Origin of the sequence: Clostridium saudiense, from assembly GCF_000577815.1 — a bacterium.
In the GTDB taxonomy this organism is placed as follows: Bacteria; Bacillota; Clostridia; order Clostridiales; family Clostridiaceae; genus Clostridium; species Clostridium saudiense.
Genome location: NZ_CBYM010000014.1, coordinates 1 through 13,225, shown reverse-complemented (window position 1 = coordinate 13,225; position 13,225 = coordinate 1). Strand labels below are relative to the sequence as shown.

The 13,225-nt window shown below is 27.2% G+C and carries 14 protein-coding genes and 1 pseudogene; 3 read left to right on the top strand and 12 right to left on the bottom strand.

Annotated elements, in window-relative coordinates; all coding sequences use genetic code 11:
* Positions 1–125 precede the first annotated feature (125 nt).
* The 10 genes from TY07_RS08640 to TY07_RS08595 form a co-directional block, all read right to left on the bottom strand.
* On the bottom strand, positions 126–533 hold the full coding sequence (locus tag TY07_RS08640; protein WP_042398194.1) for a cupin domain-containing protein: 408 nt from the start codon (positions 531–533) through the stop codon (positions 126–128).
* Positions 534–553: 20 nt separating this feature from the next.
* The gene (locus TY07_RS08635) at positions 554–1,315 is read right to left on the bottom strand and encodes a carboxymuconolactone decarboxylase family protein (protein WP_042398191.1); all 762 of its coding nucleotides are present in this window, start codon (positions 1,313–1,315) and stop codon (positions 554–556) included.
* Between the two features lie 83 nt (positions 1,316–1,398).
* Positions 1,399–2,217 (bottom strand): MBL fold metallo-hydrolase, encoded by an 819-nt coding sequence (locus TY07_RS08630; RefSeq protein WP_042398186.1) that lies wholly within the window; start codon positions 2,215–2,217, stop codon positions 1,399–1,401.
* 35 nt (positions 2,218–2,252) lie between these two features.
* Positions 2,253–3,137: a LysR family transcriptional regulator gene (locus tag TY07_RS08625; protein WP_042398181.1), complete on the bottom strand. Its 885-nt coding sequence runs from the start codon at positions 3,135–3,137 to the stop codon at positions 2,253–2,255.
* A gap of 64 nt (positions 3,138–3,201) precedes the next feature.
* Positions 3,202–4,431: an MFS transporter gene (locus tag TY07_RS08620; RefSeq protein ID WP_042398177.1), complete on the bottom strand. Its 1,230-nt coding sequence runs from the start codon at positions 4,429–4,431 to the stop codon at positions 3,202–3,204.
* Positions 4,432–4,445: 14 nt separating this feature from the next.
* Positions 4,446–5,423 (bottom strand): aldo/keto reductase, encoded by a 978-nt coding sequence (locus TY07_RS08615; protein ID WP_042398175.1) that lies wholly within the window; start codon positions 5,421–5,423, stop codon positions 4,446–4,448.
* 241 nt (positions 5,424–5,664) lie between these two features.
* Positions 5,665–6,204: a flavodoxin family protein gene (locus TY07_RS08610; protein WP_042398172.1), complete on the bottom strand. Its 540-nt coding sequence runs from the start codon at positions 6,202–6,204 to the stop codon at positions 5,665–5,667.
* Between the two features lie 309 nt (positions 6,205–6,513).
* Positions 6,514–6,939 (bottom strand): hypothetical protein, encoded by a 426-nt coding sequence (locus TY07_RS08605; RefSeq protein ID WP_042398168.1) that lies wholly within the window; start codon positions 6,937–6,939, stop codon positions 6,514–6,516.
* Entirely contained in the window at positions 6,932–7,366 is a 435-nt protein-coding gene (locus TY07_RS18350; RefSeq protein ID WP_052330658.1) for a nucleotidyltransferase family protein, read from the bottom strand. The genes TY07_RS08605 and TY07_RS18350 overlap by 8 nt, the downstream gene beginning before the upstream one ends.
* A 145-nt stretch (positions 7,367–7,511) precedes the next feature.
* Entirely contained in the window at positions 7,512–8,399 is an 888-nt protein-coding gene (locus TY07_RS08595) for an AraC family transcriptional regulator (RefSeq protein WP_042398165.1), read from the bottom strand.
* Positions 8,400–8,506: 107 nt separating this feature from the next.
* On the opposite strand from TY07_RS08595, the gene TY07_RS08590 reads away from it, so the two are divergent.
* A complete protein-coding gene (locus TY07_RS08590; protein WP_042398162.1) occupies positions 8,507–9,700 on the top strand; it encodes an MFS transporter in 1,194 nt (397 codons plus the stop codon).
* Between the two features lie 83 nt (positions 9,701–9,783).
* On the opposite strand, the gene TY07_RS08585 is transcribed toward TY07_RS08590, so the two are convergent.
* The gene (locus tag TY07_RS08585; protein ID WP_042398159.1) at positions 9,784–10,293 is read right to left on the bottom strand and encodes a ferritin; all 510 of its coding nucleotides are present in this window, start codon (positions 10,291–10,293) and stop codon (positions 9,784–9,786) included.
* A 281-nt stretch (positions 10,294–10,574) separates the two neighbouring features.
* The gene (locus tag TY07_RS08580) at positions 10,575–11,354 is read right to left on the bottom strand and encodes a formate/nitrite transporter family protein (RefSeq protein ID WP_042398157.1); all 780 of its coding nucleotides are present in this window, start codon (positions 11,352–11,354) and stop codon (positions 10,575–10,577) included.
* Positions 11,355–12,291: 937 nt separating this feature from the next.
* Here TY07_RS08580 and TY07_RS18880 point away from each other — a divergent pair.
* Positions 12,292–12,402: pseudogene (locus tag TY07_RS18880) on the top strand (ribbon-helix-helix domain-containing protein); the annotation flags it as partial.
* A 139-nt stretch (positions 12,403–12,541) separates the two neighbouring features.
* Positions 12,542–13,117: a Uma2 family endonuclease gene (locus tag TY07_RS08575; protein ID WP_078061319.1), complete on the top strand. Its 576-nt coding sequence runs from the start codon at positions 12,542–12,544 to the stop codon at positions 13,115–13,117.
* The last annotated feature ends 108 nt before the right edge of the window (positions 13,118–13,225 follow it).

The window sequence follows — 13,225 nt, the reverse complement described above, 5'->3', positions numbered from 1 at the left end:
TAAGCTCTAACTTTCCCTCCATATAATTAACTTAAAACAAAAAAAACATTCTAGTAGATATGAAATGTCTACCTACTAGAATGTTTTTCACTAATACGAATTATTTATTATTTTAACACTTTTAATTATTTTAACTTACAATAAATTTCATCGCTAACAGCTTCAAGCCATTCATTACTTGCACCTTCTGCTGGTATCTCAATAGCTAGATGACAGAACCAACTGTCTGCTGCTGCACCATGCCAATGCTTAACTTCAGCTGGAATATTAACAACATCCCCTGCTTTTAATTCTCTAGCTTCTTCTCCCCATGCTTGATAATATCCTCTTCCCCCAGTAACAAGTAAAATCTGTCCACCCTTATGATGAATATGCCAATTATTACGACATCCTGGTTCAAAAGTTACATTACCAATACTAACTCCTTCAGTTGTTAACATATTTAAATGTGCATTTCCTATAAAATACTTAGAAAACATTTCTGGTAATGGTTCTCCCATTTTAAATACACTTAAATTCTTATTATCACTCATCTTAAAACTCCCTTTAATACCTATTTAATAAATTCTTTTGCTGCTGCATCAACACATTTTAATGCATTTAATGAGCGTGGATAACCAATGTACGGTAAACATTGTGAAATAATCTTAATTAAAAACTCCTTGTCATTTCCAATTTTCATATTTGCAGCAGCATGTGAAGTCAATTGTGGTTCACACCCACCTTGTGCTGATAAGAAACAAAATGTAATCATTTCTCTTTGCTTATAATCAAGCCCTCTACGAGTGTAGTAATCTCCAAAGCAGTTAGCTGCTAGCCAATAATTAATGTGACGTTTTTCCTCTGGTCCAGACTTCCAAAAATCCTTCATGTTATCTCCAAAAATATCTACCTGTACTTTCGTTCCAGATTCACGTCTATTTTCTGTATTAGTAATTGATTGACCTTCAAGTGGCAATTTAATTCCTCTACATTTAAGTATTTCATTTGTAGCTTTTAAAAATGGAAATACACGTGCCATACCAAGATAAGCAACTGCTTGATATACAATTTCCTTAACTTCAATTGGTGTTACTTCAAAGTTAAGTGCAACTGGAAGAATATCTTTATATATATCAATTCCTTGACATCCTATAAGAGTTGCTATAATTGCCATAAATCTTGTTTTATCATCTAGATCATCTTGATTAACTACTTCATCAAAAGCAAAATTTTCAAATATCTCAACAAATTCTGGATCAGTTTCACCAAACTCCGAAATACAACCTAATCTCATTTTTTCACGATACTCATTTGTTTTATTTGTAATTTTCATAATTAAACACCTCCATTTATTGGAATAACTTTATAATAGAACTTTAAGTTAACTCTAAGTCAATATCTAATTATAGAATTTTATTATTTATCATTTTTGCTATCTAACTTAAAAACTTCTCCTGCTGCAAGTATATTAATACGCTCTTGATTTACTAATCTTCCTATTAAATCAGCCGGGTCTCCATTAAAAGCATTCATTTCTGGAGCATCTACTGTTCCCCAATGAATTAAAATTAACTCTGCATCAGGATAAGTATTAGCAAGTTTAACCGCATCATCTAATCCAATATGCCATGAGTTATCAGAAAAATCTAATAATATTACATCAGGAGATGGCATTTCTAACTGCTCCTTTAATAGTCTTGAATCACCTGGTAACCAAATAGTACCTTCTGGAGTATCAATCCAAAATCCACAATAATCTTCAAACTCAAATTTTCTAATTTTACTATACTTACTACTTTCATTTTGCCATGCATGATCAGCAGGTGTTAATTTTACATTTAAATTTCCCACCTTAAAACTTTCATATATATCATGACCAATACCATTTAATCCTTCTTCCTTCATTAATTCTGCTACATAATGTGGTCCATGATATGAATTACATACATTAGAAAGATTTTTACATGTAGTTCTACTAAAATGATCATTATCACAATGTGTAATTAAAACAGCATCTAAATTAGGAACCTCTTCAGACTTAATTGGCATATCTACTAATAATGGTAAATCAAATCCTTCTAATAGTGGATCAATCATTATTACTGTTCCATGTGAATTTATCATTATTCCTGCACTTGATAACCATCGAATTTCAGTATCATTTATTTTATCAAAAGCCTCTCTCAAAATTGGTATAGTCTTTGGAGCTACTGCTTGCTTTTTTACGTTTCTCATTATTCTTAATCCCACTTTCATTAAATTTTTAAAACTTATTTTTCTTTAAAAGCACTTTTAATTTCTTCTATAAATTTAGTTGTTGCAGAAGAAAATATTTGATGTTTTTTCCATACAATCACTGTTCCAGTTTCAACCTTTGGAAAAATTGGTTTAAAACAAATATTAGTTTCATCATTAACATTAATTAAATTCTCTAAACTAAAAGCATATCCTACCCCTTCTTCTACCATAACAGAAGCATTTAAAACAAGATTATATGTTGAAATAATATTTAACTTATCATAATTCTTACCAAACCAATTAAAAATTTCATTTTGAATCATTCCACGTCTTGAACTAATTAAGGGCTTATCAATTAAATCATCAGCTGTAACATAATCTTTACTAGCTAAAACGTCATCTTTTCTCATTAAAACGCCCCAAACCTCTTTTTCCTTTAGACGTACAAAATCATATTTTGAAATATCTACTGGCTCAGTTAAAAGTCCTATATCAATTAAGCCTTTATCTATTTTCTCTTTAATATCATCAGCATTTGCACTATATAAGTTATACTGAACTTGAGGATATAAATCATGAAAGTCTTTCATTACTTTTGCAAGACTATGCATAGAATTAGTTTCTCCACTACCAATGAATATTTCTCCTGCAATAATATCCTCATAATTTGAAAATTCATTTTCTGTTTTTTCAGCTAACCCTACTATTTCCTCTGCCCTTCTTCTTAAAAGCATACCTTTATCAGTTAAAACTATTTTACTTTTACTTCTTATAAAAAGCTGAACCTTTAGCTCTTCTTCTAGTTGCATTAGTTGTCTTGATAATGTAGGTTGTGTTATATTTAAACTTTCAGCTGCCCTTGTAATATTTTCTTCTCTTGCAACAGCTAAAAAATATTTTAAAACTCTAATTTCCATGTTATCACCTCTACTTTTGTATATTATACATTATTTCCCTCGAGCTTAAATAATTATATACAATTTAAGATACTAATTTTTCTCTATTTATGATTTTATTTTCTTTAGTAATAACAAAAGTTAAAATTAAACATATTGTATTAATTCCTATAGCTAATATAAATGAAAAATTATATGAGTTTGTAAAATCATATATATAACCTACTAATGTTAATGCAAAAGCTGCACCTAAATTTGATAAAAAAGATATAATTGGAAATACCTTTGAGTAATTATCTATTCCAAAGAAATACTTTGTTAAAACTGGTAGTCCTACCGCACCAACTGAATATATAGATCCCAAAAGGAAGGCACCAACTATTATCATTGATGATAATCCACTCATAAGTAAAATAACTCCTAAAGTATTTATTACTATCATTGTAATACTTGCTTTAACTGGTCCAATCTTATCACTCATAAATCCAATTACTAGCTTTGAAATAACATTCCCAAGCATCCCTGCTGATAATAAGCTAGCTCCTACTGATGCACTATATCCTATTGATTGTGCAAAACCTGGTAAATGCTGAGTTATTCCTGTAATTGTTGTATTTATAAGTGCAAATATACAAAAGCTTATAAATATGGTTGTCATAAAATCAAATCTTTGATTTTTATTAATATTTTTATTTATAATTTCATTTGTGCTATAACCAAAAGGTAACTTACCTTCATCTTTTGCAGTAACTTCAAATGGATAAATAACTGCTGGTAAACATAATGCAAGAATTATTCCAGCTTTGACTATATAAGCAGTTTCCCATCCTAACACTTCAATACATCTAGCTAAGATAGGTGAGCAAATAGCTCCAGCAAGTCCACTAAAGCCAAAAACTATTGATGTAGCCAATCCATGATTCTTTTCAAACCACCCATTTACTATCATTGTCAAAGGCACAATTGAAAATAAACCTGTACTAAATCCTCTTATAGCACCTAATAAATAAAATATATAAATATTTCTTGAATAAGCCATCATTCCAGTAGAAATAACTGAAATTAATACACTAAGTATTAAAATTAATTTATATGAAAATTTATTCATAATTTTAGGTACAATAAGTGCTGACATTGCAGTTACAATAGAAAATATAGTCATATGCATGGAAAATGTTCCTCTCATAATTCCTAAATCTTCAGATACAGGAGTATAAAACACTCCTGATGAATTAATTGATATTCCAATTGAAGATGCAGCAAGTCCACAACATACAACTAAAACAAGCCAAGGCTTAATATTATTTTTATTCATCAAATAACCCTTTCTTATTCATGTCCAACAATATTATGTGGAATATATTTCTCTTCAAGATATTTTATATCTTCATCAGTTAATTTAACTTTTAAGGCTTGTTCAAAATCATATAAGTATTTTTCCTTTGTAACTCCTACAATAGGTGCTGTAACTCCTTTGCTCCATAACCAAGCAATTGATACTTGCGACTTTGTTACATTATATTTTTTTGCAATTTCAGAAACTCTTTCAACGATTATTTTATCGCTTTCTTCTGTAGTATCATATTTTACTTTTGCAACTTTATCCTCTTTAAATCTCTTTGAATCTGAATTCCAATCACGAGTCAATCGTCCTGCTGCTAATGGACTATATGGAACTAAAGCTACCCCCATATCCTTACATAATTGATTCATTTCTCTTTCCTCTTCACGATATAATAAATTATAATGACCTTGCATTACCGAAAACTTTGTCCATCCATTCTTTTCAGCTATATATTGAGCCTTTGCAAATTGCCATGCATACATTGATGATGCTCCTAAATATAAAACTTTTCCTGAACGTACTAAATCATTAAGTGCACACATAGTTTCTTCAATTGGTGTATTATAATCCCATCTATGAATGTATAAAATATCAATATATTCTACTCCTAAACGTTTTAAACTTGCATCAACCTCATTCATAATAGCTTTTCTAGATAATCCTGATTTATTTGGCCCTTTTCCCATTGACCCACTAACCTTTGTTGCAATAACAATCTCATCTCTACTTGCATAGTCTTTTAATGCACGTCCTAATATTTCTTCACTAGCTCCTAAACCATATACATTTGCTGTATCAAAAAAATTTATTCCAATATCTAATGATTTTTTTATTATCTTTCTAGATTCTTCTTCATTTAATACCCAACTATGAATCCATTTTTCTGGATCTCCAAAACTCATGCATCCTAAACAAATCTTTGATACTTCTAATCCTGTATTACCTAATTTTACGTATTCCATATATTATTCCTCCTTAAATCACTTTCTTTTACCTTATACTAATATTTTATTTTACAATTTCAATAATGTCTAATACCTATAATAAATATAAAATAATGCCTAATAAGCATTATCAATTTAGGCTTTCTAAAAAAAACTCTAATTTTCACACCTATCATTTGGATTAACTATTTCCTAAAATAAAACACTCAAGGTAAATTAATTATTATCACCTTGAGCATTTTCCTTATACTATATTAACCTATATATTTTTTCCCATTTCATAAGCCTCTAAGAATTGTGGAGTATTTTTAATTTCTCCCTTTCCCCATGCTCCAGTTCCATAAATTATCCCTTTTTCCTTTGCACCCGAAAGGCAATCTTCTGTAAATCCACGTATTGCCTCTACTGTACGTTTAAGCATATCTTTATTTGTATCAGCTGCAGTCATGATATAATAAAAATCCTTATTTCTTATTTCAGTATATCTTGGTACAGTTCTATCAATAAGTGTTTTTAATTGCCCATCCATTGAATAAAAATAAATTGGTGTTGCTAAAACAATTGCATCCGCACTAACCATTTTATCAAGTATTTCAGCCATATCATCATGTTGAACACATTTGCTAGTTGAATTACAGACTCCACAACCCATACAGTAATTTATTTTTTTCTGTGCTATAAATATTTTTTCAACATCATGCCCACTTTCTTTTGCACCTCTCATAAACTCATCACAAAGCAAATCTGAATTTCCACCTTTTCTTGGACTTGAAGATAAAATTAATACTTTTTTACTCATATTCACACCCCATTATATAATTAAAATTTTTAATTTAATTTTATATTTTAAGTATAAGTATTGAAGTTAACTCTAAGTCAATAGCATTTCTAAAGTTTTCTTATAAAACAAAAAATTAAATTCTTGATTGTAATACTAAATTAATCCTCGCACTACAAATTACAATCATCAAAACCACTAAAACTTATCTTATATGAAATATTTTCTTAAATTTATATTAATAAAACCCAAGTAGAACAATATAATCTTTCTACTTGGGTTTTTGAATTATTTTAAATTCATCTAACTTTATTTTCGTTGAAATTTCTATTATTTTAAAAAGCTTTTTACAAATTCAAACAAACTATTTCTTACCTCAATATTTTCTTCTAAAAAGTTTACTAAGGTCTCTATTTTAGGTTGCTTATATCTATGACCAATTCTATTTCTTATAATTCTTGCCGAATTTATATAATTAGCTATTTCATCTGAAAAGATATTTTTTTCTTTTAATAGTTTTATCGCTGCATCAACCGTAATTCCTATTTTATATATGTTATATTCTTTCAAAAGCATTGATATAAAATCCTCATATAAAATAAACATACTTAAGTACTTATATTTTAAACTATTTGAAATTTCCTTTCTTAATATATCGTTTTCTAAGTAATTTTCTAATAGTTTTAATGAATCTTCTATATCCTTACTTTCACTTTCTATATCATAAATTAATTTTTTTAACTTTTCCTTATTCACTATCTAAAACCACCCTATCTAATCTATTCCAAAACTCAATATTTTCTCTAAATAAGTTATCATAATAATTATATGTTTCTTCATATATTCTATCCTTAATTATAACCATATCACTATTTAAAGCCTCTATTTTTATAATATTTTCTATCTCCTCATCATTTATATCTATAAGATCTATGCTTCTTCCTAGAAAATCCTCTAACTCTAAAGTTAGATTTAAATCCACTGTATCTGATATTTTATTCTCTCCAATAATTGCTATATCAATATCTGATTCTTCATTAAAGTCATCTTTTGTTAAACTACCAAATATAATTACATTCTCTATATTATTTCTTTTAAAGATTTCCTTAAATTCATTACTTTTTACTAATCTTAAAATATCTTCTTTTGAATTCTCTCCTAATATATTTCTATTAAAACTCATGTAAATCTCCTCTAATTTAACCAAATTTTAATTAACTTCTATCATTAAAACTGACTTTTATATAAATAATTATAACATTTGTTATATAAAAAGTCACAATAACGTAATCTTTAATGAACATACACCTTCATTTAAATACTTAATGCTATTTCCCCCTGTATTTTGACGGTGTACAACCATAGATATTACGGAATGTTTTTGCAAAATAACTCATATCCTGAAAACCACACATTATACCAATATCAACTATTTTCATATCTGTATTTGTTAATAATTCAGCAGCCTTTTTAATACGAAAAGACTTTAAATATTGTATAGGTGTAGTTCCAATTGTATTATGAAAACAACGTAAACATTCACTTACACTTAAAGATACACTTTCAGCAATTTCATCAATAGTAATATTATCTGAATAATGTTCATCAATATATTTAATCATATTTTTCATACGCTGACTATCTCTTAACTTCTTTGTTGATGTATTTGATTCTATACACTCTAAATGTTTAGACATAAGATAAATGATCTTTGATAAAGCATTACGAACTTCAAATTCATACCCCTCTTCTTCATTAGCACAAAGATACCATGCTTCATCAATACTACAAAGTATATCTTTTTGCCAGTGTATTGAATAATCTAAAAACAATCCTTTAAAAGAAATATTACTCAAAATCGGATTTAAATATTTAGTCCAAAATATACTATTAGAACTTCCACCAACTAAACGAGGATGAAATACAATAGAATGAAATCTACAGTTAATACTTTCATAAATCCATCCACCATGAAGAACCCCTGTATTAATAAAAAATCCATTTCCTTCATTTACAATATGCTTTTCACCATCTACAGCAATAATAGCTCCCCCTTCTGAAACAACAATTAACTCTAATTCTTCATGCCAATGCCAATCAACACATTCTCTTTGTAAATCATCATGGTAACATGCTATAGGGAAACTAGCAATTCCATGTTCTATTAATTCAAGACCAGTTTTATCTATTTTTGATATACATTCTGATAAAGCCATAACTACTCCTTTTTGAAGATATTGTCATATGAAAACGACTATTTTATCTTATTAATTTTATTTTTTTGATGATATAATCATATCAATATATAAAGGAGGAAATCAATATGTTTAGTTTATTATTAGCAGTTATATATTTAGCTTTTATTAGCTTAGGACTGCCAGATTCATTATTAGGTTCTGTATGGCCTACAATTTATCAAGAATTTAATGTTCCTGTATCTTATGCAGGTGCAATTTTTATGATTATTTCAGCTGGTACAATTTTTTCTAGCTTGCAAAGTGATCGTCTTACAAAATTATTAGGAACAGGTAAGGTTACAGCATTTAGTGTTCTGATGACAGCAGTAGCTTTATGGGGATTTTCTATAAGTAGCTCTTATTGGATGTTAGTATTATGGGCAATACCTTATGGTCTTGGTGCTGGTAGTGTTGATGCTTCATTAAATAACTATGTAGCTCTAAATTATAAGAGTCATCATATGAGTTGGCTTCATTGTATGTGGGGTGTTGGCGCTAGTATAGGTCCATATATTATGAGCTTTGCATTACTTAATGGACAAACTTGGAACATGGGATATCGTTATATATCATTAATACAAGTTGTATTAACTATTATAATTATGTTAAGTTTACCACTTTGGAAAAAACGTCCTGTTATAGACGATGTAGATGGTGTTCAAGAATCTGAAAATAAAAAAGATAAAGCACTTACTTTAAAAGAAATAGTTAATATTCCAGGAGCTAAACAAGTAATGCTTATGTTTTTCTGCTATTGTGCATTAGAACAAACAACTGGATTATGGGCTAGTAGCTACTTAGTACTACAACATGGATTTGATTTAGAAATATCAGCAAGTTATGCAAGTCTATTCTTTATAGGAATTACAGTAGGACGAGCTGTTAGTGGGTTTATTACTATGAAGCTCAATGATAAACAAATGATTTATTTAGGACAAGTCATTATTTTAATTGGTATTATACTTATGTGTTTACCATTTGGTCATCAAGTTGCTCTAGTAGGCTTGGTTACTATTGGTTTAGGTTGTGCTCCAATATACCCATGCATTATTCATTCTACACCAACGAATTTTGGAGCAGATAAATCACAAGCAGTTATAGGTGTACAAATGGCAAGTGCTTATGTTGGAAACTTACTAATGCCACCTCTATTTGGTATTATTGCAAATCATATAAGTGTAAGGCTATTTCCAGTATATTTACTATTAATTTTAATAGTTATGGTAGTAATGCATATTAAGTTAAATAAAAGTGTATCAAAAGATATGTTAATAAATTAAAAAAGTGCTAGGTATTTATAATTTTATATACCTAGCACTTTTTCTATTAATTGTTCCCACTCAAAATTAATAGAATTCAAAAACTATACATTTTGTGGAGATAAATATTGTCTCTTTTGTAATTCATCATCAAGTAAATATAATGCTGCTTGGTTATCCCCAGCTCTTCTTACTTTTTTAAGTAAAGCATTAAAGTTATTTTCTTCTTCTACTTGTTCATCGATAAACCACTTAAGTAAACTAATTGTAGAATGTTCTCTTTCTTCATAAGCTATATCAGTTAATAAATATATCTTTTTTGTAACTAATTGCTCATGCTCATATCCTTTTTGGAACACATCAATTACTCCATCATATTGTGTTTGTGGTTTATTTACTTGCTCTAATTCAATTGATCCATTTTTTTGATATACATAATCATATAATTTCATGGCATGATCTAATTCTTCTTTAGCTTGAACTCTAAAGAAATTAGCAAATCCGCTTAAATCAATTGATTCACAATATCCCGCCATTGCAAGATATGTATAAGAAGAATAAAATTCAAAATTAACTTGTTCATTAAGAGCTTTTAATAATTTTTCACTAAGCATTGCCTTAACTCCTCCTCTATTAAAATATAACTATATAATATATTAAATATTATATTAATTGCAATAATTTGTTAGTAATTTCAACAAAAATTTCTACTTGTTAAATTTAATAATACTATTACTTTTATTCTGTTTTTATAAGTGAAAATGCACTAATTTCTGCAACACAAAATATCTACGTTATTATAAAATATATAGTACATATTAAATATAACAAAAAAAGATATAGAATCTAATGTATTACTAGACACTATATCTTTTTTATATAAATCTTTAAATAATTAATTAGAAACTTTTTTATTCTTTGAAATTAAGTAGTAAGGAATTGCTACAAATAAAATTCCTCCAACCATATTTCCTAAAGTAACTATTCCTATATTATAAATATATCCTGATACACTTACAGCTGCTGTTCCTGGAGCTAATAGTGCTATTGTAAGTAATGTCATATTAGCAACACTATGCTCAAATCCACATGTTATGAATATGAATAAGCACCAGAATATCATTATTAATTTTGAAACATCATCTTTACATCTAAAGCTACACCATACAGCTAAACAAACTAATATATTACAGAATAATCCTCTAAAGAATAATTCTGAAACTGGTAAGCTCATTTTTGTAGCTGCAGTATTTGCTATAAACTCTCCAACTGGTCCTGTTGCAAGACCTGTTAAGTAAAACATATATCCTGCTAATATTGAACCTGCTAAATTTCCAATAAATCCTGCTATCCAAACCTTTATAGTATCCATCCATGATACAGTCTTGTTTAATGATCCAACTGCCATTACAAAGTTGTTACCTGTAAATAATTCAGATCCAGCCATTACAACTAAGCTTAAAGCTCCACCAAAAGCAATTCCCATTACTATTTTAGTTGCTGGTGAACCTGCTGATGATAATAATCCTCCTATTGTAAATATAAGCATTATAGCCATACCTACAAAAAGTCCTGCTAACATCGCTGAAACTAAATATCCAACTTTATTATTTTTTAATAATTCATTTTTAGCTTTAGCTGCACCTGCAACTTTGTTAAATTCTTCGTTAAACATTATTATTCCCCCTAACTCTATTTGTTATTTTAATAACAATCTGTAAGGTTATTATAATGTCTAATTTGATTGTATTCAGTGATTATTATCACAAAATTGTTGTATTTTTTAGATTTTTTTCTATATTTTTTGTATTTTTTATTGTTATTTTAGTCATTTTTTCTATTTTAGTTATAATTAAAGTAAATTTTAGCAATTAAATTTTATTAAGATTATTCTTTTATTTGGATAATCAGAAAAAATACTATTATTTTATTTGATATTTTTTTATCACTTTTTTTAACTTATATCAAATAAATAAGAAAAGCATCTTTAATACTTATTATCAAAATAAATTCTAAAAGATATTGTTCATTTGCTGATAAAGTCTTTAGTTCTAATATATTGTTTAAGCGATATGAAATTTTTAGATGTCTTTAATGTTCTAATTTAATTTATCCTCCATTACGTAACTATCAACTTTTTTTATTTTACGTAATTTCTTTTCTTACGTAATTATGATAAAATTAAGTTAAATTGAATAAAGAAACTTTTTTGAGGAATTAGCATTAAAAAAATTTAACTATCATGGTTGATAAAAACTTAACTTTACAAGCAAAGAAATAATACCTTAATAAAGTAATGTCGTTAAGTAATTTAATAAATATATTTTTAGAAAATTATCTTAATAATACTAATAATTAAAATAATTATAGTTAAAAATAATTTGTAAAAGACTATATAAAAAAGTAATAAATTGAAATCAAGTTTATTATATTTTTTTAAACTTAAATGTTCTTATTAGATAGCTTTTTATTATTGTATTAGATATCTTTAAATACCAAATTATCTTTTATCAAAAACTAATTTATAAAAATATATCTAAAATAAATTGAATTTGATTAATATTATTACATTAATGAAGTAAATATAGAAAGTTAAAACTAAAGTTAGATTCAATACATCAATAGATTTAGATTACAATAATAGACTGGATAAACTTAGTGCAAAAACTATGATACCATGGTCGAAACTGGTTGATATATCTCTAGAACTACTATTTAATTAATATAAAAAAGTGATTTATCTGATACTAAAACTGATGTTAAGTTCATAACTCGTAAGGTTCAAGATACTGAAAAAGATGTTTTTGTAATTCAAGATCACTTAAATGTAATAAAATAAAATAAATTAATTGAGGTGATGAATTGGCTATCCAACAAATAAATAATAAAGTTTATACTTATTATGATTATTTAAATTTCCCAAATGATGAGTTTGTTGAAATTATTGATGGCAAGATTTTTGCAATGTCTCCTGCTCCAAGTAGAATACATCAAGAATTAATAATGGAAATTTCAGCAGAATTAAGAAATTATATTAAATCTAACAAAGGACAATGTAAAGTCTATCCTGCTCCTTTTGACGTTGTGTTAATTAACGAAAATGAAAATGAAAATGATAGCAAAAATATTGTTCAACCTGATATATCAGTAATTTGTGATAAAAATAAATTAAATGATAAAGGTTGCTTTGGTTCTCCTGATATGATTGTTAAGATTGTTTCTAAATTTAATCCTGGAAATGACTATGTAAAAAAACTTTACCTTTATGAAAAATATAAAGTTAAAGAATATTGGATAGTAAATCCTATGAAAAAAAACATTTTAGTTTATACTTTAACTGAAAGTGGCTATAATCAGCCTGATTTGTATACTTTTAATGACAAAATAAAAGTAAACATCTTCAACAACTTAGAAATAGATTTTAATGGTATTATCTAAAAATAATAGCTTAAAAGACTATACTTAAAAATAAATTAAAAACCTTTGATCTTTAAAATGTACCCTATAGAGTAAACAATATAAAAGAGTCTTATCCTATAGAGTACA